This window comes from Actinokineospora sp. NBRC 105648, assembly GCF_030269645.1.
GTDB lineage: Bacteria > Actinomycetota > Actinomycetes > Mycobacteriales > Pseudonocardiaceae > Actinokineospora.
Window position 1 is genome coordinate 14,999 of sequence record NZ_BSTR01000002.1, and the last position, 25,122, is coordinate 40,120.

6 protein-coding genes are annotated in these 25,122 nt (G+C 73.7%); all 6 read left to right on the forward strand.

Annotation, left to right across the window (positions count from 1 at the left end):
- Positions 1-11: 11 nt before the first annotated feature.
- Genes QSK30_RS01350 through QSK30_RS01375 form a run of 6 tightly spaced genes read left to right on the forward strand, consistent with a single transcriptional unit; the run spans position 12 to position 25,115 of the window.
- The gene (locus QSK30_RS01350) at positions 12-8,846 is read left to right on the forward strand and encodes a non-ribosomal peptide synthetase (protein ID WP_285498883.1); all 8,835 of its coding nucleotides are present in this window, start codon (positions 12-14) and stop codon (positions 8,844-8,846) included.
- On the forward strand, positions 8,843-20,818 hold the full coding sequence (locus QSK30_RS01355; RefSeq protein WP_285498884.1) for a non-ribosomal peptide synthetase: 11,976 nt from the start codon (positions 8,843-8,845) through the stop codon (positions 20,816-20,818). The genes QSK30_RS01350 and QSK30_RS01355 overlap by 4 nt, the downstream gene beginning before the upstream one ends.
- Positions 20,818-22,041 (forward strand): serine hydrolase domain-containing protein, encoded by a 1,224-nt coding sequence (locus tag QSK30_RS01360; RefSeq protein WP_285498885.1) that lies wholly within the window; start codon positions 20,818-20,820, stop codon positions 22,039-22,041. Before QSK30_RS01355 ends, QSK30_RS01360 begins: the two co-directional genes overlap by 1 nt.
- Positions 22,035-23,264, forward strand: a complete 1,230-nt coding sequence (locus tag QSK30_RS01365) for an MFS transporter (protein ID WP_285498886.1) — start codon at positions 22,035-22,037, stop codon at positions 23,262-23,264. Before QSK30_RS01360 ends, QSK30_RS01365 begins: the two co-directional genes overlap by 7 nt.
- Positions 23,257-24,465 carry a sensor histidine kinase gene (locus QSK30_RS01370; protein WP_285498887.1) on the forward strand — a complete coding sequence of 403 codons (1,209 nt, stop codon included), beginning with the start codon at positions 23,257-23,259 and terminating at the stop codon, positions 24,463-24,465. The genes QSK30_RS01365 and QSK30_RS01370 overlap by 8 nt, the downstream gene beginning before the upstream one ends.
- Positions 24,450-25,115 carry a response regulator transcription factor gene (locus tag QSK30_RS01375; protein ID WP_285498888.1) on the forward strand — a complete coding sequence of 222 codons (666 nt, stop codon included), beginning with the start codon at positions 24,450-24,452 and terminating at the stop codon, positions 25,113-25,115. Before QSK30_RS01370 ends, QSK30_RS01375 begins: the two co-directional genes overlap by 16 nt.
- Positions 25,116-25,122: the final 7 nt, after the last annotated feature.

Genomic DNA, 25,122 nt, shown 5'->3' on the forward strand with positions numbered 1-25,122 from the left:
TGGGGGTCGGCGTGAAACTCAGGTTCCTCCTGGAGGCGTTCGACGCGCAGGTGCTCCGCACCCCGGACGCGCCCGCCGTGCTATCGGCGGCGGGCGCGGTCAGTTACGCGGAACTCGACGCCCGGGCGAGCCGGCTCGCCGGGCGCCTCGTCGAGCGCGGCGTCGGGCCGGACGTGGTGGTCGGTGTCTGCGCCGAACGCGGGATCGACCTGGTGGCCGGGCTGCTGGGCGTGCTGAAGGCGGGCGGGGCCTACCTGCCGCTGGACCCCGCGCTGCCCGCCGAGCGCCTGGGTCTCATGCTGGCCGACGCCGGTGTCACGACTGTGCTGGCCCAGCCCGGCCTGGCCGGGAACCTGCCGGTGCCCGCGGATGCGCTGGTACCACTGGGAACCGGTCGCGACGAGCCTGCGGCCCCGGTCCGGTTCACACCGCACCCGTCCAGGCCGGACCCAGCGAACCTGGCCTACGTCATCTACACCTCCGGCTCGACCGGGCGGCCCAAGGGCGTCCAGGTCGAACACCGCCAGCTGGCGAGCTACCTCGCGTGCTGCGAGCGGGACTACCCCGGGTTGGCGGGAACCGCGCTGCTGCACGGTTCCGTGGCGTTCGACCTGACCGTCACGACGGTCTGGGGTCCGCTCTCGGTGGGTGGTTGCGTCCTGGTGGGCGACCTGGACGACCGCGGGGGCGCGCGGCCCCTGCGGCGCCCGACCTTCGTCAAGGCGACACCGAGCCACCTGCCGATGCTGCTCGCGCTGCCGGAGGAGTTTTCCCCGACAGCGGACCTCGTCGTCGGTGGCGAGGCACTCCCCGGTGACCTGCTGGACCGGTGGCGCGCGCGCCACCCCGGCGCGACCGTGGTCAACGAGTACGGCCCGACCGAGGCGACGGTCGGGTGCACGGCCTTCCGGGTGGAGCCGGGCGCGGTGCTGGCCCGCGGCGCGGTCCCCATCGGCGAGTCGATGGCGGACGCCCGCTCGTACGTGCTGGACACGCGGCTGCGCCAGGTCGGGGTGGGCGAGCCGGGCGAGTTGTACGTGGCGGGCGCCGGGCTCGCCCGCGGTTACCTCGGCAGGCCCGCGATGACGGCGGAGCGGTTCGTCGCGGACCCGTTCCACGGCGCGGGCGAACGCATGTACCGCACCGGGGACGTCGTCCGCCGGGACGACGCGGGGAACCTGCACTACCTGGGCCGCGCGGACGACCAGGTGAAGATCCGCGGCCACCGCGTCGAACCAGGGGAGGTCGAAGCGGCGTTGGCGCTGCACCCGGCCGTCCGCCACGCCGTGGTGATCGCGCGCGGCGACGAGGACAAGCGTCTCGTCGCCTACGTCGTACCCGCGGGGGAGAACTTGCCGGACCTGCGCGGGTTCCTCGCGTCGAGCCTGCCCGAGTACATGGTCCCGGACGTGGTCGTGCCGCTCGCGGAACTGCCGCTCGCCGCCAGTGGCAAGCTCGACCGCGACGCGCTGCCCCTTCCCGCACCGGGGGAAACCCGGGGCGGGGAGGTCGCGCGCACTGCCACCGAGACCACCATCGCGGGCATCTGGGCCGACGTGTTGGGCCTCGACGGTGTGGACAGCATCGACGTGGACGCGGACTTCTTCGAACTCGGCGGCAATTCCCTGCTCGCCTTCCGCGTCGTGCCGAGGATGCGTGCCGCGCTCGATGTCGAGCTGCCGATCCGGGTGCTGTTCGACTGCCGCACTGTCGCGGACCTGGCGGCCAGGGTGGACACCTCCGCGGGCGGCGGGGTAGCCGGGATCGCCGTCGCCGACCGGGCGGGGAAGTTGCCGCTCTCGTTTCCCCAGCGGCGTTTCTGGTTCCTCCACGAGTTCGACTCGACCGCCGTGGAGTACAACGTCCACTTCGGATTCCGGCTGCACGGCGACCTCGACGTCGAGCGGCTGCGGACGGCCTGCCACGAGTTGGTGGCGCGGCACGAACCGCTGCGGACCACGGTGAGCCTCGCTGACGACGAGCCGATCCAGGTCATCCACCCCGCGGGCGAGCCGCGGCTGGCCGTCCTGGACCTGGCGGACTGGGCGGCCCAGGTACGCGACGAGGTCACCGTCCCGTTCGACCTGCGCGGCGGTCCGGTCGCGCGGTTCCTGCTGCTGCGCGGCGAGGACGAGCACGTCCTGCTGATCGGCGTGCACCACATCGCGGTCGACGGCTGGTCGATGGGACTGCTCACCGAGGAGCTGAGCGCGCTCTACAACGGGCGAGAGCTCCCGGTGCTGCCCCTGCAGTACGCCGACTACGCGTCGTGGCAGCGCGCCCGCCTCACCGACGAGGCCTTGGCACCACACCTGACCTACTGGCGCGAGCAGCTGGCGGAGGTCACCCCGTTGCAGCTCCCGACCGACCGCCCGCGTCCCGCGGTGCTGACCTCGGCAGGCCGCGACCACCGCTTCGGCATCTCCGCCGAAACCACCGCGCGGCTTGACAACCTGGGCAGGAGGCACGGCGCGACCCTGTTCATGACGCTCGTCGCCGCCTGCCAACTCCTGTTCGCCCGGTACTCGGGGCAGCGGGACGTGGTCCTGGGCACGGCGGTGTCCGGGCGTGAGCGGCCCGAGCTGGAACGGCTCGTCGGCTGCTTCATCAACACCCTCGCCCTGCGCGGCACCGTGGACGGCCGCGAGTCGTTCGCGGATCTCCTCGCCCAGGTCAGGAAGACGGTTCTCAGCGCGTTCGCCCACCAGGAGGTGCCGTTCGAACGCCTGGTGGACGAGCTGTGCGTGGACCGCGACGCCAGCCGCACCCCGCTCGTGGAGGCGATGGTCGTGCTCCAGAGTGGACTCCAGCGCGCGCTGGACCTCCAGGGCCTGGCAGGCGAACGCCTCGACCTGCCGGAGGTGTCGGCGATCTTCGACATCTCGATCGAGTTCACCGAGCACGCCGCCGGGATGGCTGTCCTGGTCAAGTACAACACCGACCTGTTCGACGCGGCGACGATCGAGCGGATGTCGGGTCACCTGGTGGTGTTGCTCGACGCGCTGGACGACACCGCGCGGCCGATGGCGGAACTCCCGTTGTCCGGTCCCGCCGAGCAGCGGCTCGTCGCCGCGTGGAACGACACCGGGTCCGCCCGTCCGGCGGGGTCGGTCCCCGGTCTGTTCGAGGAGCAGGTCCGCCGCGTGCCCGACGCGATCGCCATCGCGTCGGATGCGGGCAGCCTCACCTACGCCGAGGTGAACGGTCGGGCGAACCGCCTGGCGCACCTGCTCGTGGCGCACGGCGTGGGCGCGGAGTCACGGGTGGCCGTCATGCTCGACCGCTCGGCCGACGCCGTGGTCGCGATGCTCGCCGTGCTCAAGGCAGGCGCCTGCTACGTGCCGTTGCACGCGAGCTATCCCGTCGACCGGGTCCGGCTGGTGGTGGGGGATGTGGCGGCCGCGCTCCTGCTCACCGACCGGTCGCTGCGCGAGCGGGCGGCGACCGTGGGCGTCCCGCTGGTCGTGGTGGACGACGAACCCCGGCTGGCCGACCAGCCCGCGGCCGACCTCGGCCACGAGATCCGGCCGGAGCGGCTCGCGTACGTGATCTTCACCTCCGGCTCGACGGGCACGCCGAAGGGTGTCGCCGTCACCCACCGGAACATCGTCGCGCTCGCCGCCGACCAGCGCTGGCGCGGCGGCGCCCAGGAGCGGCTGCTGTTCCACTCCCCGCACGCCTTCGACGCCGCCACCTACGAGATGTGGGTGCCGTTGCTGGCGGGCGGCCGCGTCGTCGTCGCGCCGAGCGGACTCACCTCCGACCTCACCCGCCGCATGGTCGCCGAACACGGCGTGACCGGCCTCTTCTTGACCACGGCGCTGTTCAACCTCTTCGCGGAGGAGGACCCCGACAGCTTCTCCGGCCTCCGGGAGGTGTGGACCGGGGGCGAGGCCGCGTCCCTGGTCGCCTTCGACCGGGTCCTGCGGCACTGCCCGGGCACGAAGGTCGTGCACGTGTACGGCCCGACAGAGACGACGACCTTCGCCACCTGCCGGGAGATGGCGGACGCGGGCAGCGCGCCCATCGGCGGACCGATGGACAACACGCGGGCGCACGTGCTCGACGACTACCTCCAACCGGTGCCGGTGGGCGTGCCGGGGGAGTTGTACCTCGGCGGGTCGGGCGTCGCGCGCGGGTACTCCGGGCGTCCCGCGCTGACCGCCGAGCGCTTCGTCGCGAACCCGTTCGGCGCCGGACGGCTGTACCGCACGGGTGATCTCGTGCGCTGGACGGCCGACGGCGAGCTGGAGTTCCTGGGCCGCGTCGACGGTCAGGTCAAGATCCGCGGGTTCCGGATCGAGCTCGGTGAGGTCGAGGCTGCGCTGCGCACCCACCCGGACGTCACCGGCGCCGTGGTCGTCGCCAGGCAGGACGGCGCCCGCAAGTACCTCGCCGCCTACGTCGTCGCGGGCGACGGGCCGCTGCCGGACCTGCGGGCGCACCTGGGCCGATCGCTACCCGAGTACATGGTCCCGGCGGCCTTCGTGGCCATGGCCGGGTTCCCGCTGACCGCGACCGGCAAGGTCGACCACCGGGCGCTGCCCGACCCGCTCGCGCGGGCGGCCGACGGCTTCGTGGCGCCCGCGGACCCGGTGCAGGAGCAGCTCAGCCGCATCTGGGCCGAGGCGCTCGGCGTGGCCCGGGTCGGCGCGGACGACAACTTCTTCCGCCTCGGCGGGGACTCCATCCTCGCCATCCAGGTGGTGTCCAGGGCGCGGCGCGCGGGCGTGCGGCTGACGTCGAAGGACCTGTTCCGCTGGCAGACAATCGCCGCGCTGGCACCGCACGCCGTCGTCGAACAGGCCGTGGACCGGACCGGACGCGTCTGCGGCCCGACACCGCTGACCCCGATCCAGCACTACCTGATCGACCGGTTCACCGTGCCGGAGGTCTTCGACCAGTACGTCACGATCGACCGGCCGGGAGACCCGGAAGACGAGGTGGCGCTGCGCGCGGCGCTCGACGCCCTGACCGACCACCACGACGCGCTCCGGATGCGCTTCAGCCGGTTGGATGGCGGGTGGTCGCAGCACAACCTCGAGACCGGGACCGGGCACTTCGACGACACCCCGCTGCTCCGGGTCGAGCCCGACGGCGCGGGCCTGCGGCTCTACATTCACCACCTCGTGGTCGACGGCGTGTCGTGGCGGATCCTCCTCGAAGACCTCCGGACCGCCCACGACCAGATCCGCGCGGGCGGCCCGGTCGACCTCGGCCCGAAGACGTCCTCGTTCCGCGACTGGTCGCTGCGGATGTCCGACCACGTGCGGGACGGCGGTTTCGACGACGAACTCGCCCACTGGTCGGCGATCCGCGAAGAGGTCCCGCTGCCACGGGACGGCGACGGGCCGAACACCGTCGACACCGCCCGCACCGCCCACGTCGGGCTGGACGCCGAGACGACCCGCGCGCTGCTGAACGACGTCCCGGACGTCTACCGCACCGAGATCAACGACGTGCTCCTCGCCGCGCTCACCCGCGTGCTCACGCGCTGGACCGGACACGACCGCGTGCTGCTCGCCATGGAGGGCCACGGCCGGGAGGAGCTGTTCGCCGACCTCGACCTCGGGCGCACGGTGGGCTGGTTCACCAGCTACTACCCGGTCGTGCTCGAGGACACCGGCCGCGAGTACGGCGACCTGCTCAAGTCGGTCAAGGAACAGCTGCGGGCCGTCCCCCGCAAGGGGATCGGGTACGGCGCCCTGCGCTACCTGGGAACGCTGGCGGAGGGCCCGCGCCCGCAGGTGAGCTTCAACTACCTCGGCCAGATCGAGACCGCGATCGAGCTCAGGCAGGACCCGTCGGACGTGCGCGGGCACGCGCTGGAGATCGTCGGTCTGGTGCGGGACGGCAGGCTCGGGTTCTCCTGGCACCACTCGACGAACCTGCACCGCCCGGACACGGTCGAGCGGTTGGCGGCGGAGTTCGTCGCCGAGCTCAAGGCACTGGTGGAGCACTGTGCCCACCCCGCCGCCGGTGGCCGCACGCCGGCCGACTTCCCCCTCGCCGGGCTCGACCAGTCCACTGTGGACCGGCTGGTCGGCGACGGTCGCCTCGTCGAGGACGTCTACCCGCTCACCCCGATGCAGAGCGGGATGCTCTACGACTCGATGATGGCGCCCGGTTCGAACGCCTACCTCGTCCAGTTCGACGTGGTCGTCGAGGGCGTCACCGACCCGGTGGCCCTGGGCAGGGCCTGGCAGTCCGTCGTCGACCGGACGCCGGTCCTGCGCACCGAGATCGTGACCGAGGGCGTCGACGAGCCGGTGCAGCTGGTGCGCCGAGAGGTCCGCGTGCCGATCACCCACCACGACTCGGCCGAGGGCGTGGTCGAGGACGACTGGGCGCGGGGCTTGGCCACGGACGACCGACCGCTCCTGCGCGTCGCGCTGATCCCGTTGTCCGGCAACGAGGTCCGGATGATCTGGACCGTCCACCACATCCTGCTCGACGGCTGGAGCGCACACCGCCTGCTGGCCGACGTCTGCGCCACCTATGCCGGCCTCCCCACCGGTCCGCCGCGGCGTCCGTTCCGCGACTACGTCGAGTGGCTGCGCGCCCAAGACCTGGCCGACGCCGAAGCCCACTGGCGCTCGGAACTGGCGGGCTTCGCCACACTCACCCCGGTGCCGTACGACCGCGTGCCCGCGGCGGCCTACCGCCCGCGCTCGACCGAGTGGGTCACGACCGAGGTGCCCGAGGCGGTGTCGCGCCTGCTGTCCGAGCTGGCCCGCGAGCACCGGCTCACGATGAACACCCTGGTCCAGGGTGCGTGGGCGATCACGCTGGCCAGGTACGCCGGTGAGCGCGACGTCTGCTTCGGCGCGACGGTCTCCGGCCGCCCGGCGGAGCTGGCGGGCGCCGAGGACATCGCCGGCATCATGATCAACACCCTGCCGGTGCGCGTCGACGTCGACGGGGGCGCGGAGCTGCTGCCGTGGCTGCTCGCACTGCAGGACGCCCAGGCGGGGGCCCGCGCGTTCGAATCGGTCTCGCTGGCCCAGGTCCAGGCGTGGAGCACGGGTGCGCGTCTCTTCGACAGCATCGTCGTGTTCGAGAACTACCCGATCGACCGCGCGGGCGCGCAGGTGCGGGTCAGTGCGGTCGGTGCCAACGAGGTCAACGGGTACCCCCTCAACGTCGTGGCCTATCCGGGCGAGCGGCTGTCCTTCGTGTTCCGGTACGACCCGGCGCTGTTCGACCAGGCCACGCTGCGGCGGGTCGGCGAGAACCTCGTCGCGCTGCTGACCGGCGTCGTGGAGACCCCGCACGGCCGGATCGGTGACATCCCGATGCTCGCCGCTGGCGACCGGCGCGCGCTGGAGCGGTGGAACGACACCGCCGAGGACTACGCCGTGGGTACCGTCCACGGCCTGTTCGAGGAACAGGTCGCGCGGACGCCGGACGCGATCGCCGTGACCGGCGCCGAAACCCTCTCCTACGCCGAGCTGAACGCCCGCGCGAACGCCGTCGCCCAGACCCTGGTGTCCCGGGGAGTCGGTGCGGAGTCGCGGGTGGCCGTGGTGCTGGGGCGGTCGGCGGACGTGGTGGTGGGCACGCTCGCGGTGCTCAAGGCCGGTGGCGCCTACGTGCCCCTGCGCCCTGACCAGGCGGCGGGCCTGCTCCGTGGCACTGCCGAGCGCGCGGGCGCGATCCTGGTCCTGACCGAGCGAGAGCTGCACGCACAGGCGGAGACCGTCGGGTTGCCGGTTGTCGTGGTGGATTCCGCCACGGCGGACAACCCGCTGGGTCCCGTAGATCCCGAGCGGCTGGCGTGCGTCATGTTCACCGGTGAGCCGAGGGGCGTGGCGGTCAGCCACCGCAACATCGTCAGCCAGGTGGCCGACCGGCGCTGGCGGTCCACCGAACCCCAGCGGGTCCTGTTCCACTCGTCGCTGGCGTCCGACGCGGCGACGTGGGAGCTGTGGATGCCGCTGCTGACGGGCGGCCGGGTCGTGGTCGCCCCGGACGACCTCGACTCCCGCCTGATCCGGCGGCTGGTGGCCGAGCACGGCCTGACGACGGTCTTCCTGACCTCGGCTCGGTTCGGCGCGCTCGCCGAGGAGGACCCCGGGTGCTTCGCGGATCTGCGCGAGGTGTGGACCGGTGGCGCGGTGGTCGCCGGGCCGGCGATCACGGCCGTCCGGGAGCACTGCCCCGGCACGACGGTCGTCAGCGCGTACGGGCCCACGGAGACCACGACCTTCGCCACCTGCCACCCGATCACCCGGCCGGGACCGGCGCCCATCGGCAGGCCGATGGACAACACCCGGGCCCACGTGCTCGACGCGCGGCTGCTGCCGGTCCCGGTCGGGGCCCGCGGCGAGCTGTACCTCGCGGGCGACGGCGTGGCCAGGGGTTACCTCGGTGAGCAGGCGCTGACCGCGCAGCGGTTCGTCGCCGACCCCTTCGGTTCGGGCGGTCGCCTGTACCGGACGGGCGACGTCGTCCGGTGGTCGGCGGACGGCCGGTTGGAGTTCCTCGGCCGCGTCGCCGACCAGGTCGAGTGCCCACCCACCCGCACCGGGGAGGTGGACCGGCGGACGCTCCCGGAGCCGGTCCCGCGACCGGGCGGCACCGGGCGGGTCGTCCCGCGGAACCCGACCGAGCGCGCCCTCGGCCGGATCTGGGGCGAACTGCTGTCCCTCGAGGTGGTGGGCGTGCACGACAGCTTCTTCGCCCTCGGCGGCGACTCGATCACCGCGCTGCGGCTGGTGTCGAGGGTGCGGCGCGCCTTCGGCGTGGCGGTCACCCCGCGCGACCTGTTCGACGCCCCGACCATTGGCGAGCTGGCCGAGACCGTGCGCGACCGAATTCTGGTGACGATGGGGGACGCTCGATGAGCATCGACGACCGGCTGGCCTCGCTGTCGCCGGAGCAGCGCGAACTGCTGCTGCGGCGCCTCGCGGGCGAGGCACCGGAGGACCCGGCGACCGAGCGGATCGACACCGCCCCCGGCGACGGCCCGCTGCCGTTGTCGCAGGCGCAGCAGCGGCTGTGGTTCTCCTACGAGCTGGAGCCCGACAGCATCGAGTACGTGGTCCCGCGGGCCCTGCGGCTGACTGGCGAACTCGACGTGGCGAGCCTGCGCCGGGCGCTCGACGGGCTGGTCGCCCGGCACGCCTCGCTGCGGACGACGTTCGACTCGGTGGACGGCCGGGGGACCCAGACCGTGCGACCGGTGTCCTATGTGAACCTTCCGGTGACCTCGGTCGCCGAGGTGGAGTCGGAGCTGCTGGCCGAGGTGCGGCGGCCGTTCGACCTGCGGCGCGGCCCGGTTTTCCGGGCCCGGTTGCTGCGGCTAGGCGCCCGGGAGCACGTGCTGGTGCTCGCCATGCACCACATCGTCACCGACGGCTGGTCGATGGGGCTGCTGGTCGAGGAGCTGAACACCCTGTACGCCGGGCAGCAGCTCGCCCCGCTGCCGCTGCGGTACGTCGACTTCGCCCACTGGGAGCGGGAACGCGACCTCGACGACCAGCTGCGGTACTGGCGCGACCGGCTGGCCGGGCTCGCCCCGCTGGAACTCCCGACCGACTTCCCGCGCCCCGCGGTCCGCGACCCCGCCGGTTCGGTCCACGTGTTCGAGGTGCCGGAACTGGTGGTGTCGAGGCTCAAGGCCATCGGCGGCGCGCGCGGCGCCACCCTGTTCACGACCCTGGTCGCGGCGGTGCAGGTCCTGCTGGCGCGATACGCCGGACAGTCCGACATCGCCGTGGGCACGGCCACCTCCGGGCGCACCCGGGAGGAGTGGGAGAACCTGGTCGGGTTCTTCGTCAACACCCTGGTCCTGCGCTCGACGGTGGACGAGTCCCGGACGTTCCCCGAGTTCCTCGACACCGTGCGCGAGACCGTGCTCGGTGCCTCCGCCAACGAGGAGGTGCCGTTCCAGCGGCTGGTGGACCTGCTCGGACCGGACCGCGACCCCAGCAGGCCACCGCTGGTCGACGTCATCGTGAACCTGCAGAACACCCCGGTGGCGCACACCCGCATGCCCGGCCTGGCGGTCGAGGAGCTCGTGGCCCCCGTCGTCGTCTCCGGCGTGGACCTGGCGTTCGACTTCACCGAACGCGGCGGCGGCCTGGTCGGGCACCTGCGCCACAACACCAGCGTGATCACCCCTGCCACGGCCGGGCGCATCGCCTCGCAGCTGGGGACGCTCTTGGCGGCGATCGCCGCGCGCCCGGACCAGCGCGTCGCCGACCTGCCGGTGCTCGCGGCCGAGGACCACCGCCTGCTCACCGCGGGCTGGCCGGGCGACGGGGCGGGCCCGGAGCCGAGGACCGCGCCAGAGCTGTTCGCCGAGCAGGTCGCCGCCACGCCGACGGCGCCCGCGGTCGTGTTCGGGGACACCACCCTCACCTACGCGGAGCTGGACGAACGGGCCAACCGGCTGGCCGCCCTGCTGGTGCGGCGCGGCGTCGGCCCGGAGGAGTTCGTCGCCGTCGCGCTGCCGCGCTCGGTCGAGCTGGTCATCGCGGTCGTCGCCGTGCACAAGGCCGGCGCCGCCTACCTCCCGCTGGACCCGGACTACCCCGCCGACCGCCTCCGGGTGATGGCCGAGGACACGCGGCCGATGCTGGCGCTGACCACGGACGGCCGTGAGGTGCCCGGCACCCCGACCGTCGACCTGGACACCGTCGACCTGGACACCCTCCCCGCCACGGCGCTCGAGGTCGCCGTCCGGCCGGGGAACGCCGCCTACGTCATCTACACCTCGGGTTCGACCGGCAGGCCCAAGGCGGTGGTCGTCACGCACTCGGGCTTCCACGACATGGTGCTGACCCAGCGCCGCGTGCTGGGCGCGGGCCCGGACACCCGGGTGCTGCAGTTCGCCTCGCTGAGCTTCGACGGCGCGTTCTGGGAGTTCGCGCTCGCGCTGTTCTCCGGCGGCGCGCTCGTGCTCGCCACCGCGGCGCAGCGGCTGCCGGGTGACCCGCTCGTCGAGCTCATCGCCCGGCAGCGCCTCACCCACCTCAACCTGCCGCCCACCGCCGTCGCGGCCCTGCCCCGGCACGCCATCCCGCCCGGGGCGAACCTGGTCGTCTGCGGGGAGGCCTGCCCGCCCGGGCTCGTCGAGGCCTGGTCACCGGGCCTGCGGATGATCAACGGCTACGGGCCGACCGAGTCGACCGTCTGCGCCACCCTGAGCGACCCGCTGACACCGGCGGACGCGGCCACCGGCGTGGTCCCGATCGGCCGGCCCATCCCGAGCGTGCGCACCTACGTCCTCGACGACCGGCTGCGCCCCGCGCCGGTCGGCGTGCCGGGTGAGCTGTACCTGGCGGGCACCCGGCTCGCCCGCGGCTACCTGAACCAGCACGCGGTGACCGCGCAGCGGTTCGTGGCCGACCCGTTCGGGCCGCCCGGGGCGCGCATGTACCGCACCGGGGACCGGGCCCGCTGGCTCGCCGACGGCAGGCTGGAGTTCGCCGGGCGCGCCGACGACCAGGTCAAGCTGCGCGGGTTCCGGATCGAGCTCGGCGAGGTCGAGGCCGCGCTGGCCCGGCACCCGGGGGTGGACCAGGCAGCCGCGGCGGTCAAGGTCGACGCCCGGGGGACGCGCCGGCTCGTCGGTTACGTCGTCGGCGAGGCGGATGTGGCCGAGCTGCGCGGTTTCCTGCGCGACCGGTTGCCCGAGCACATGGTGCCCACGGCGTTCACCGTGCTGGCCGCCCTGCCGCTGACGGTCAACGGCAAGATCGACCGGAAGGCGCTGCCGGTGCCGACCGGTGTGCGCGACGCCGAGGGGTACGTCGAACCCAGCACGCAGGCCGAGAAGGTCCTCGCCGCGGTGTGGTCGGAGCTGCTCGGCGTCGACCAAGTCGGCGTGCACGACAACTTCTTCGACCTCGGCGGTGACTCGATCCTCGGGTTGCAGGTGGTGGCGCGGGCGCGCGCGGGCGGTCTGAACCTGACGCCTAAGCAGATGTTCCTGCGCCAGACCGTGGCCGAGCTCGCCGCCGAGGCGGCCGCCACGGCGGTCTCGACGGCCGAGCAGGGCGCCGTGGTCGGCGAGGTCCCACTCACCCCGATCCAGCGCTGGTTCTTCGACCACCTGACCGACAGCGTCGACCGCTTCCACCAGTCGATGTACCTGGAACTGGCGGGCGACCTCGACGAGGACGCGCTGGAGATCGCGCTCGGGGCCCTGCTGGAACACCACGACGCCCTGCGGCTGCGCGCCGAACGCGCCGACGGGCACTGGCGCCAGTACAACGCGGCCCCCGGGCCGGTGACGGTCATCCAGCGCTTCGACCACCTCGACGCCGGGGCGATCGCGTTGGCCCAGCAGGACTTCCGGCTCGACACCGGCCCGCTCCTGCGGGCGCTGCTGTTCGTCCCGGCGAGGGCACGACCCCGGTTGTTCCTGGTCGCGCACCACCTCGTCGTCGACGGCGTGTCGTGGCGGATCCTGCTGTCCGACCTGGACACCGCCTACCGGCAGGCCACCCGCGGGCACCGGGTCGACCTCGGGCCGAAGACGACCTCGTTCCGGGACTGGGCGTTCCGGCTGATCGGGCACACCGCCGCCGGCGGGTTCGACGACGAACGCGGGCACTGGGCGCGGATGGCGGAGCTCTCGACGCGGGCGGCCGCGCTGCCCGTCGACCGCGCGGGCGACAACACGGCCGGGTCGATGCGCACGGTGTCCCGCCGGATGCCCGCCGACGCGGTGCTGCGCGACGTCCCCGAGGTCTACCGGACGCGGGTCAACGACGTGCTGCTCAGCGCGCTGGCCCGGGTGCTGTCCGGCTGGGCGGGTGGGGACACCGTGCTCGTCGACCTGGAGGGCCACGGCCGCGAGGAGTTGTTCGACGACGTCGACCTGTCCCGCACGGTCGGCTGGTTCACCACGGTGTACCCCTGCGCCCTGACCGTTCCGGCGTCCGGCTGGGGCGAGGTGCTCAAGTCGGTGAAGGAGCAGCTGCGGGCCATCCCGCGGCGCGGCATCGGGTACGGCACCCAGCCCCGCGCGGGCAGGCGTCCGGAGGTGGCGTTCAACTACCTCGGCAGGCTGGACACCTCGATCGACGGCGAGCTCTACCACGGCCGATGCCCGGACCCGGGGGGTTCCGAGCGCGCCACCACCCAGGTGCGCCAGCACCTGCTCGAGATCACCGGGGTGGTCACCGGCGGTGATCTGGAGTTCCGCTGGGCCTACTCGGCCGCGGTCCACGACGAGGAGACGATCACCGCGCTGGCCAACGGGCTGATCAGCGCGCTGGCGGAGATCGTCGGGCACTGCGCCCGGCCGGACGCGGGCGGCTGCACGCCGTCGGACTTCCCACTCGCCGCGCTCGACCAGTCCACTGTGGACCGGCTGGTCGGCGACGGTCGCCTCGTCGAGGACGTCTACCCGCTCACCCCGATGCAGAGCGGGATGCTCTTCCACTCGCTGGCCGAGGACGGTGCCGACGTCTACGCCGGGCACTTCGGCGTGGTGCTCGACGGTGTCACCGACCCGCTCCGGCTGGCCGAGGCCTGGCAGCGGGTGCTCGACCGCACGCAGGCGCTGCGCACCCGCGTCGTGTGGGCGGACGTGGCCGAACCGCTGCAGGTCGTCGAGTCGCGCGTCCACCTGCCGGTGGCCCACCACGACCTGCGCGGTCGCGCGGACCAGGCCGAGGCGGTGGCCCGGCTGTGGGACGAGCGGGTCGCGGACCGCCTCGACCTCGCGGTCGCGCCGTTGCTGCGCCTGACGATCGCCCGCCTCACCGACACCCGCGTGCAGCTGTTCTGGACCGCGCACCACCTGCTCGCCGACGGCTGGAGCTTCGCCTCGGTGCTGACCGACGTGTTCACCCGGTACGCCGTGCTCTCCGGCGACCGGGGCCTGGTCCCGGTCGCGCGCAGGCCCTACCGGGACTACGTCGCCTGGCTGGCCGAGCAGGACAAGACCGCGGCGCAGGAGCACTGGCGCGAGCTGATGTCCGGCTTCACCACCCCGACGCCCCTGCCGTTCGACCGCACGCCGGTGCTGGCGCACCGCTCGCGGTCGTCGCGGGAGATCCGGCTGGCGCTGTCCCCGGAGGCCTCCCGGCGGCTGTTCGCGTGCGCCCGGGAAGCGCGGCTCACGGTGAACACGCTCCTGCAGGGCGCGTGGGCGTTGCTGCTCTCGCGCCACAGCGGCGAACGCGACGTCTGCTTCGGCGCGACGGTGTCCGGTCGCCCGGCCGACCTGCCGGGCAGTGAGTCGATCATCGGGCTGTTCATCAACATGGTGCCGGTCCGGGTCGAGGTCGACAGCACCGAGACGGTGTCGGCGTGGCTGGGGCGGTTGCAGGCCGCCCAGGTCGAGTCCCGGCAGTACGAGTACCTGTCGCTCGCCGAGATCCAGACCTACAGCGACGTCCCCCGCGGCACCTCGCTGTTCGACAGCATCGTCGTGTTCGAGAACTACCCCTACGACGAGGACGCCGCCGCGCGCTACGGCCTGAAGGTGAGCGCGTACTCCGGGGACGAGCACACGAACTACGCCCTCACCCTGTCCGCCTACGCCGCGGACGAACTCCAGCTGGCGCTCGGCTACGACCCCGACCTGCTCACCGAGTCCACAGTCGAGCGCATGGCCGGGCACCTGGAGACCCTGCTCGGCGAGATCGCCCGCGCTCCCGGCGCCCGGCTGGCGGACCTGGAGATGCTGACCGGGTCCGAGCGCGGGCTGGTGGTGTCGGACTGGAACGACACCGCGACCGGGTTCGGGCCGCCGCGGTGCGCGCACGAACTGTTCACCGAGCGGGCGAGGTCGACCCCGGAGGCCGTGGCCGTCAGTCGCGGGGACCACGGGCTGAGCTTCCGCGAGCTGGACGCGCGGGCCAACCAGCTCGCCCACCGCCTGGTCGGGCTCGGTGCCGCGCCGGGCGTCCTGGTGGGCGTCTGCGCCGAGCGCGGGGTCGGCGCCGTCGTCGCGCTGCTGGCCGTGCTCAAGGCCGGTGCCGCGTTCGTGCCGCTGGACCCGGAGTACCCGGCGCGGATGCTGGCCACGATGCTCGCGGACGCGGCGGTGCCGATCCTGCTCACCGAGGACCGGCTGCTCGACCGCGTGCCGGACAGCGGCGCGGCTGTGGTGAGCCTCGACGAGCCGTTCGCCGGGCCCAGCACGCCACCGCGCACCGCGGTGACCCCAGAGGACCTGGCCTACGTCGTCTACACCTCGGGCTCGACCGGCACGCCGAAGGGGGTGATGGTCGAACACCGCCACGTCCACCACATGACCCGGGCCTGGGACGCGCGCTACGGCCTCACCGCGCTGCGACCGCGCTGCCTGTCGGTGTCGAGCCTGTCGGTCGACCTGTTCTTCGGCGACTTCCTGCTGTCGGCGCTGTTCGGCGGCTCGATGGTCATCTGCCCGACCGAGGTCGTGGCGGATCCGCCCGCGTTGCTGGACCTGCTGCGGGAATCCCGCGCCGAGCTGATGGTGACGGTGCCGTCGCTGGCGAAGGCGCTGGCCGCCGAGCTGGCCTGGCGCGGCGAGCGCCTCGACACGCTGCGGGTGCTGATGGTCGGTTCCGAGGGCTGGACCGCGGCCGACGCCCGCACCGTGCTCGCCGCGGTCGGACCGGACACCGTCCTGGTCAACGCCTACGGCGCCACCGAGACCACAGTGGACTCGACGGTGTTCCAGGTCGGCGCGGAGCCGCTGGGCGACGCGGCGTTCGTGCCGGTCGGGAAACCGTTGCGCAACACCAGGGTCTACGTGCTCGACGAGCTGCTGCGGCCGGTCCCGGTCGGCGTCGCGGGCGAGTGCTACATCGGCGGCGACGGCGTCGCCCGCGGCTACTGGAATCGTCCTGACCTGACCAGCGAGCGCTTCCTGGAGGACCCGTTCGTCCCAGGTGGTCGCCTCTACCGCACCGGGGACCTGGCGCGGTGGCGGGCGGACGGCAACCTGGAGTGCCTCGGCCGGGCCGACGACCAGGTCAAGATCCGCGGCTTCCGGGTCGAGCTGGGCGAGGTCGAGGCGGTGCTGGCGCGCCACCCCGGTGTCACCTCGGCCGCCGCCGCGGCCCACCGGGGCGACGGCCCGGCCAGGCTGGTGGGTTACGTGGTGCCCTCGGGTGCCGCGCCGGACGTCCGCGAGCTGCGGGCGTTCGCCGCCCAGAGCCTGCCCGCGCACGCCGTCCCGTCGGCGTTCGTGGTGCTCGACGCGCTCCCGCTGAGCCCCGCGGGCACGGTGGACCGGCGCGCGCTGCCCGTCCCGGACGGCGTCGCCGACACCGGTGAACCCCACGTCGCGCCCCGCACCGCGCTGGAGGCGTCGCTCGCCGGGATCTGGGCGGAGGTGCTGGGCGTCGAGCGGGTGGGCGTGCACGACAACTTCTTCGACCTGGGCGGCGACTCGATCCTCAGCATCCAGGTGATCTCGCGCGTCCGCGCCGCGCTGGGCGCGGCGCCGTCGCCCCGGCAGCTCTTCGACACCCCGTCGGTCGCCGCGCTGGCCGAGGTCGTCGCCGGGCTCTCGGGCACCGGCGCCGACCTGGTGCGGGTGCGGCGGGACGGCGCGCTGCCGCTGTCGTTCGCCCAGCAGCGGCTGTGGTTCCTCAGCGAGTTCGACCCGGACAGCGCCGAGTACAACACCGTCTTCGCCCTCGGGCTCACCGGCGCGCTCGACGTCGACGCCCTGCGCGCCGCGCTGGCCCAGCTCGTCGAACGGCACGAACCGCTGCGCACCACCTACGCCACGGTCGACGGCCGGGCGGTCCAGGTGGTCCGCGCCACCGCCGCCCCGCTCGACCTCGTCGAGGTCTCGGCCGCGGACCTGCCTGAACGCCTGCGACAGGAGGCCGACCGGCCGTTCGACCTCAGCGAAGGCGTGTTCCGCCCATCGCTGTTCCGCACCGGCGAGGACGAGCACCTGCTGGCCATCGTCCTGCACCACATCGCCACCGACGGCTGGTCGATGGGCGTGCTCGCCACGGAGCTGGGTGCCTGCTACGAGGCCGCCAGTCGAGGCGCCCGCGCGGAACTGCCGCCGCTGCCCGTGCAGTACGCGGACTTCGCGGTGTGGCAGCGGACCCACCTCGACGTCGACTCCCACCTCGACCACTGGCGCCGTGGGCTCGACGGGCTCACGCCGCTCGAACTGCCGACCGACCGGCCGCGTCCCGCGGTCCGGGAGGCGGCGGGCGACCTGCGCCTGGTCGAGGTCGACGCGGGAGTCGCCGCGGGCCTCAAGGAGCTCGCCCGCGGCCAGGACGCGACGTTGTTCATGGTGCTGGTCGCCGCCGTGCAGCTGCTGCTGTCGCGCTGCACCGGCCAGCACGACATCACCGTCGGCACGGCGACCTCCGGGCGGAACCGGGCCGAGCTCGAGGGCCTGGTCGGGTTCTTCGTCAACACGGTCGTCCTGCGGTCCACAGTGGACGAGACGGTGACCTTCACCGACTTCCTGGCGCGGGTCCGCTCGACCGCCCTGGAGGCGTTCACCCACGACGAGGTGCCGTTCGAACGGCTCGTCGAGGCCCTCCGGCCCGAACGCGACCCGAGCCGGAACGCGCTCGTCGAGGTCATGGTCGGGCTCGAGAACACCCGGTCGGGCGGTGTGGTCCTCCCGGGGCTGGTCACCACGGAGGTCCCGGTCGTCAGCGGGGACGTCAGCCACGACCTGAGCTTCGACTTCTTCGAGCGGCCCGGTGGGCTCTCGCTCGCGATCGGCTTCTCGACCGCGTTGTTCGACGGCACCACGATCGACCGGTTGGCCGGTCACCTGCGGACCCTGCTGGCCGGGATCGCGGCTCGGCCACGGGCCAGGATGGCCGAGCTGCCCTGGCTGGACGCCGACGACCGCGACCGGCTCGCGGCGTGGCACGGCCCGGTGCGCGAAGTGCCGAACACCACCCTGTCCACGCTGTTCGAGGCACAGGCCGAGGCCACCCCGGACGCGACGGCCGTGGTGTGCGGGCCGGTGTCGCTGACCTTCGCGGAACTCAACGCCAGGGCCAACCGCGTCGCGCACGACCTCATCTCGCGGGGGATCGGCCCGGAACAGGTCGTCGGTCTGACCTCCGCGCGTACCGCGGGCACGGTCGTCGCCCTGCTCGGCGTGCTCAAGGCGGGCGCCGCCTACCTGCCGCTGGACCCCGAGCTGCCCCCCGACCGGCGGGCGTTCGTGCTCGCCGACGCGGCCCCGGTGCTGGTGCTCGACGAGGACCTCCCCGAGCACGGCCCCGACGTGAACCCGGGGACGCGGGTCCACCCCGACCACCCGGCCTACGTCATCTACACCTCCGGTTCCACCGGGCGACCGAAGGGCGTGGTGCTGCCCCACCGCGGCCTGACCAACCTGTTCTTCAACCACAGCCGGGACTTCTTCCGGCCGGAGAGCGGGTCCGGGCGGTGGCGCGTGGCGCTGACGGCGGCGTTCTCGTTCGACACCTCCCTGGAGGGTGTGCTGGCGATGGTCGACGGCCACGAGCTGCACGTGGTCGACGACCTCACCCGCCGCGACCCCGAGGCACTCGTCGAGTACGTCACCGAGCACCGCGTCGACCTGCTCGACCTCACGCCGTCCTACGCGGAGCAACTGGTGCCGGTCGGGCTGGTCGGCTCGGACACGCACAACCCGCGGGTGGTGATGCTGGGCGGCGAGGCCGCGAACGAACCGCTGTGGCGCGACCTGCGCGCCGCGACGGGGACCACGGGCTACAACTTCTACGGTCCCACCGAGTGCACTGTGGACACCCTCTACTGCCGGGTCGGGGACAGCGAACGGCCGCTGATCGGCACTCCGGTGTGGAACACCCGCGCGTACGTGCTCGACAGCCTGCTGCGGCCCGTGCCCGCCGGGGTACCCGGTGAGCTGTACCTCGCCGGGGCGCAGCTGGCCAGGGGGTACCTCAAACGGGCGGCGCTGACCGCCGAGCGGTTCGTGGCGGACCCGTCCGGCCCGCCGGGGACGCGCGTGTACCGCACCGGCGACCTGGCCCGGTGGACGGCCGATGGTGCCGTGGAGTACCTCGGTCGGGTCGACGACCAGGTGAAGGTGCGCGGCTTCCGGATCGAGCTGGGCGAGGTCGAGGTCGTGCTCGCCGGGCACCCCTCGGTCTCCCGCGCCGCTGTGGTGGTCAGGCAAGGACCGTCCGGCGCCCCGCGGCTGGTCGCCTACGTGACGCGGGCGGACACCGCCCCGTCGGTGTCCGAGCTGCGCGACTTCGCCAGGGACGCGTTGCCGGGTTACATGGTGCCGTCGGCCTTCGTCGTGCTGGATGAGCTGCCGGTGACCTCCAGCGGGAAGGTCGACCGCGGCGCGTTGCCCGCCCCGGCGGTGGCCGCCGAGCCGGACGCGGGCCACCTGGCCCCCCGCGACGAGATCGAGCGGACCCTGGCAGGCATCTGGGCCGAGGTGCTGGGCCTGCCGCTGGTCGGCGCCGAGGACAACTTCTTCGAGCTCGGCGGCGACTCGATCCTGAGCATCCAGGCGGTGTCGAGGATCCGGCGGGCCGGGTTGCGGGTGACGTCGAAGGACCTGTTCCTCAACCAGACCGTCGCCCGGCTCCGGAAGGTCGTCCAGGTCGACGCGAGGACCGCCGCCACCTCGGCGGAGGTGTCCGGGCCGGTGCCGCTGACGGCGATCCAGCGGCGCTTCCTCGACGGCGACCCGGTGGCCCCGCACCACCTCACCCAGTCGACGACGGTCGAGCTGGGGGGAGAGGTCGACGTGGCCGCGTGGCGGACCGCTGTGGCGGCCCTGCTGGAGCACCACGACGCCCTGCGGATGCGGTTCACCCGCGACGGCGACGGCTGGCGCCAGCACAACGCGCCGGTCAGCCCCGTCGACGTGCTGGCCCACCACGACCTGTCCGAAGTGGACGATCAAGACCGGGTGCTCGACGAGCTGGCCGTGGCGGCCGACTCGACGTTGGACCTGGCCAGCGGTCCGCTGTTGCGTGCGCTGCTGGTCGAGTTCGGCCCCGGGCGTCCGCCGCTGCTGTTCCTGACCGCCCACCACCTGGTGGTCGACGGGGTGTCGTGGCGGATCCTGCTCGACGACCTGGAGCGGGCGCACCGGCAGGCCGCGGCGGGTGGACCGGTGGTGCTGGGCCCCAAGACGACCTCGTTCAAGGCGTGGGCCGAGCGCCTCGCCCGGTACGCGGTCGAGGGCGGGTTCGACGAGGAGGTTCCGCACTGGGCCGCGCTGCCGCAGACCCCCGCACTGCCGGTGGACCGCACCGGGCCGAACCTGGTGTCCGCCACCCGCACGGTGTCCATGTCACTGTCCGAAGAGGACACACAGGTGCTCCTGCACCGGGCGCCGGGGGTGTTCCGCACGCGGACCGCCGACGTCCTGCTCGCGGCGCTCGCCTGGGCGCTGGGCCGGTGGACCGGTGCGGACGAGGTGGCGATCGACCTGGAGGGCCACGGCCGCGAGGAGATCTTCGACGACGTCGACCTGTCCCGCACTGTCGGCTGGTTCACCACGGTGTACCCGGTCGTGCTGCCCACCGAGGCGCGGGAGTGGGCGGCGTTGGTCAAGTCCGTCCGGCGCAGGCTGCGCGCGGTACCGGGGAACGGCCTCGGCCACGGCGTGCTGCACGGACTCGGGTCGCTGCCCGCGCGCCCCGGACCGGAGGTGGTGTTCAACTACCACGGGCAGGTCGACGCCGGGACGCGGAGCACACCGCTCGGCCAGGAACAGAGCCCCCAGGAGCGGGTCTCGCACCTGCTGGAGGTCGTCGGGGTCGCGGCGGGTGGCCTGCTCGAGTTCACCTGGTACTACTCCGAGAACGTCCACCACCGCGAGACCGTGGAGCGGGTCGCCTCGGACTTCCGCGAGGCACTGCGGGCCATGGCCGAACACGCGGCGGGGCGCTGATGGACGACGAGGGCCTGTTGCGGCTGCTGGAGAAGCACCGGGTGCCCGGCGCCCAGTTGGTGGTGCGCCGGGCCAGGGTGACCCACGCGATCGAGGCGGGGGAGGAGCGCTGTGGATCAGGTCGCGCGGTGACCGCCGCTTCGGCGTTCCCGCTCGGCTCGCTCACCAAGCCGTTCACGGCCGCGCTCGCGTTGACGCTGGTCGACGACGGTGAACTCGACCTCGACGAGCCGCTGCCCGGCCTCGGTGGAGCGGTCACGCCGCGCGGACTGCTCAGCCACACGGCCGGGTTGGAGTCCAACGTCGACGAGGACGCGACCGGGCCGCGCTCCCGGTGGGCGGCCAGGTACTCCCGGCACACGCTCCCGGAGTTCCCCCCGGGCGCGGTGTTCTCCTACTCCAACGTCGGTTACGTCCTGGCCGGTCAGCTGGCCGAGGAGGTCACCGGGATGGACTGGGCGGAGGCGCTGGAGGCGATAGTCCTGCGGCCACTGGACATCCCCCTCACCGCCGCGACCGTCAGCGGCCACGCGGTGGGGGAGCGGATCGTGCCGGTCGGCGAGCAGCTCGTGCCCGACCTGGAGGCACCCGACGGCGGACTCGCGCTGAGCGCCGCCGACCTGGTCCGGTTCTGCTCGGCCGACGTGGTCGAGGCGATGTGCGAAGACCAGCTGGGCGGGGTCGAGGCGGGTCCGTTCGGCATGGCCGACGGCTGGGGCCTCGGCTGGGCGCGCTACCGCCCCGACGACTCGGCGGTCCCCGACGGCTCGGACGGGGTCGGGGCCACCGACTGGTTCGGGCACGACGGCACCGGTGACGGGACCTCGTGCCACCTCCGGTTCGAACCGGCCACCGGCACCGCGGTCGCGTTGACCACCAACGCCGCGACCGGACCGGCGCTGTGGGCCGACGTCCTGGCGGAGCTGGCCATCCCGCTGGGGCGGCCGGCGCCCTGGCCCGAGCCGGTCGCCGCCTGGCCCGAGTGCGCCGGGGTGTACGCGAACGGCGGGTCGGCGTTCGACTTCACCATGACCGGCGACGAGCTGGTCCTCGGTGGCACCGGGTCGCTGCGCTGCCACCCCGACCTGCGCTTCCGGGTCCGGGACCAGTCGGGCAACGTCCACCAGGGCCGGTTCCTGCGGGATCCCGGCAGTGGGCGGGTCGACCGCGTCCAGGTGACCGGGCGGCTGGCGGTCAGGCGGGCGGGTGGGTCGTCGTGGTGATCCCGCTGTCGCGCAACCGCGACTACAACATCCTGTGGAGCAGCCAGCTGTTCTCCGAGCTGGCCGGCGAGGTCACCCAGGTCGCGTTCCCGCTGCTGATCCTCGCGTTCGCGGGCCCGCCGTGGCAGCTCGGGCTGGCGTCCTCGGCCCTGATGGCCGCGCACATGGCGGCCATCGTGCCCGCGGGCGTGGTGGCCGACCGGTGGGACCGCAAGCGGGTCATGGTGACCTGCCAGGCGTTCCGGACCGCCGTGATGACCGGGCTGGCCGTCGCCGTCCTGCTGGGCGCGTACTCGTTCCCGCTGGTGCTGGCCGCCGCTGTGGCGGAGGGTTTCCTCGGTTCGGTGTTCGACCCGGCCGAGCACGCGACGCTGCCGCAGGTGGTGCCCGCCGCGCAGCTGGAGCAGGCGGTGGCCCGCAACGCCGCGCGGCCGTTCGTCGCGACCCTGCTGGGGCCCGCCGCGGCCGGGCTGCTGTTCACCCTCGGCCACGTCGGACCGTTCGTCGCCGACGCCGTGATGCTCGGCGGGTCCCTTGTCGCCCTGGTGTTCCTGCGCGTGCCGCGGCGGCAGGCGGCACCGGACCAGGTGGGCGGCACCGGTGTGCGCGGCGAGGCCGCGGCGGGCTTCCGCTGGGTGCTCGGCCACCGGCTGATCCGGACTACCCTGGTGTGGATGATCTTCTGCAACCTGCTGTTCAGCGCCGTGGTCGTGGTGGTGCTCGCGGTGTCCGGCGCGGAGCGGGTCGGGCCGGGGGAGATCGGCCTGACGATGGCGTGCCTGGGGGCCGGTGGTCTGCTCGGCGGGGTCTTCGCCGGGCGGCTGGCCGGGGTGCTGCCCGCGCCGGTGATCCTGATCGGGTTCTCCTGGCTGGCCGCGGTACTGGTCGCGGCGATGGCGCTGGTGCCTGCCGGGATCCTGCTCGGCGTCCTGCTGGGCGGGGCGATGTTCGGCGTGCCCGTGGCCAACACGACGGTGCTGACCTACCAGCTGATGAGCACCCCCGACGCCCTGCGCGGGCGGCTGAGCAGCATCGCAGGCTTCTGCTCCGGCGGCGCGGGCGCGCTCGGCCCGCTGGCGGGCGGGCTGCTGGCGGGCGCCGGGGGCGCGACCGGGCTCCTGGTGTGCGCGGGCGCGTTGGCGGTGGTCGCGCTGGCCACCACGCTGAGCCCCGCCGTCCGGGCGTTCCCCGCGCACGCGGAACCGGTGGCCGCGGTTGGCTGAGTCCTGGCCGGGCCGCCCGCTGCGGTTCCTTCGTTCCGGCAGGCCGTGGCGGTCGCTGTGGTACGTCGCCGTCGGCGCGGTCGCCGCGCTGCCGGTCCTCGCGCTGGCCAAGTGGGCCCTCGCCCGGGACACTCCCGCGAGCTACGGCCTCGGGGCCGTCGCGGTGGTGGCGGTCAACCTGGTGCTGGCGGTGCCGCTGGCCTCGGCCGAGCGGCGGCGGCTGGCGCTCGTCGACCGCGGCCGGAGCCCGCGCGCCCCGCTGGAGCGGGGCTGGCTGTGGCGCAAGTTCGGCTACGCGCTGGTGTTCACCGTCGTCATCGCGGTCGCGGACCTCGTCGTGCTCGTCGTCGCGCTGAGCGCGCTGGTGGTCCCGCTGTCGCCGTTGCTGGAGTTCGTCCTCGACATCGACTCCATGGTGAACTTCGACGGCCCGGTGGGCGCGCCCTCGGCCGTGCTGGCCGGGGCCCTGCTGCTGCCCGCCGTCGCGTTCCTGGTCAGCCTCTTCGCCGACGCCCAGGCGGTGTTCGCCCGCACCATGCTGACCCGCCCGGACACCAGCCTCCCCGACCGCGTCGCGGAGTTGACGCGCTCGCGCACCCGGCTGGTCGACGCGTTCGAGACCGAGCGCAGGCGCATCGAACGCGACCTGCACGACGGTGCCCAACAACGGCTCGTCGCGCTGGCCATGACCCTGGGGATGGCCGAGCTCGACCTCGCGGGCGTCCCGGGCGCGGGACCGGGGCTGGTGGCGCGCGCCCGTGCCGAGGCCTACGCCGTGCTCGCCGAGCTCCGCGAGCTGGTGCACGGCATCCACCCGCGGGTGCTCATCGACCGGGGGATCGAAGCCGGGGTGACCGAGCTCGCCGAACGGAGCCCGATCGCGGTCCGCGTGCGGATCGACCCGGTGCGCCGCTCGTCGCCGGAGGTCGAGGCGGTGGCGTACTTCGTGGTGAGCGAGGCCCTGGCCAACGTCGCCAAGCACAGCGGGGCGGGCCAGGTGGAGGTCACCGGTTCGCTCACCGGTTCCCGGCTCGTGCTGCGCGTGGCCGACGACGGCGCGGGCGGCGCGGACCCCCGGCGCGGCACCGGGCTGCAGGGCCTCGCCGACCGGGTCTCGGTCGTGGGCGGGGTGCTCGCGCTGACCAGCCCGCCCGGTGGGCCGACCGAACTACGAGTGGAGCTGCCATGGGACTGCGCGTAGTCCTCGCCGAGGACGCGGTCTTGCTGCGAGAGGGCCTCGGCGTCCTGCTGGAGCGGTTCGGCCACCAGGTGGTCGCGGCCGTCGGCGACGCGGGCGCGCTGACGGCGGCGGTCGACGCGGTCGGGCCGGACATCATCGTCACCGACGTCCGGATGCCCCCCGACTTCAACGACGAGGGCCTGCGCGCCGCGGTGGACCTGCGGGCCCGGCACCCGCGCCTGGCGGTGCTGGTGCTCACGCAGTACGTCGCGACCACCTACGCCTTCGAGCTGCTGGAGTCCGCTGTGGACGGCCGCACGGGTGGGCTGGGCTACCTGCTCAAGGACCGGGTCGGCGCGGTGCAGGAGTTCGTCGGCGCCGTCGAGCGCATCGCCGCGGGCGGGACGGTCATCGACCCGGAGGTCGTCCGGCGGCTGCTGCGCAGGGAACGGCGGGACCAGCCGATCGACCGGCTCACCGGCCGCGAGCGCGAGGTGCTCGCGCTGATGGCCGAGGGCCGGTCGAACGGCGCGATCGCCGCGCAGCTGTGCGTCAGCCCGGCGGCCGTGGCGAAGTACATCGGCGGCATCTTCGCGAAGCTGGGCCTCTCCGAGGCCGAGGGCCACCGCCGCGTCCTCGCCGTCCTCACCCACCTGCGCAACGGTGGGTGAGGACGGG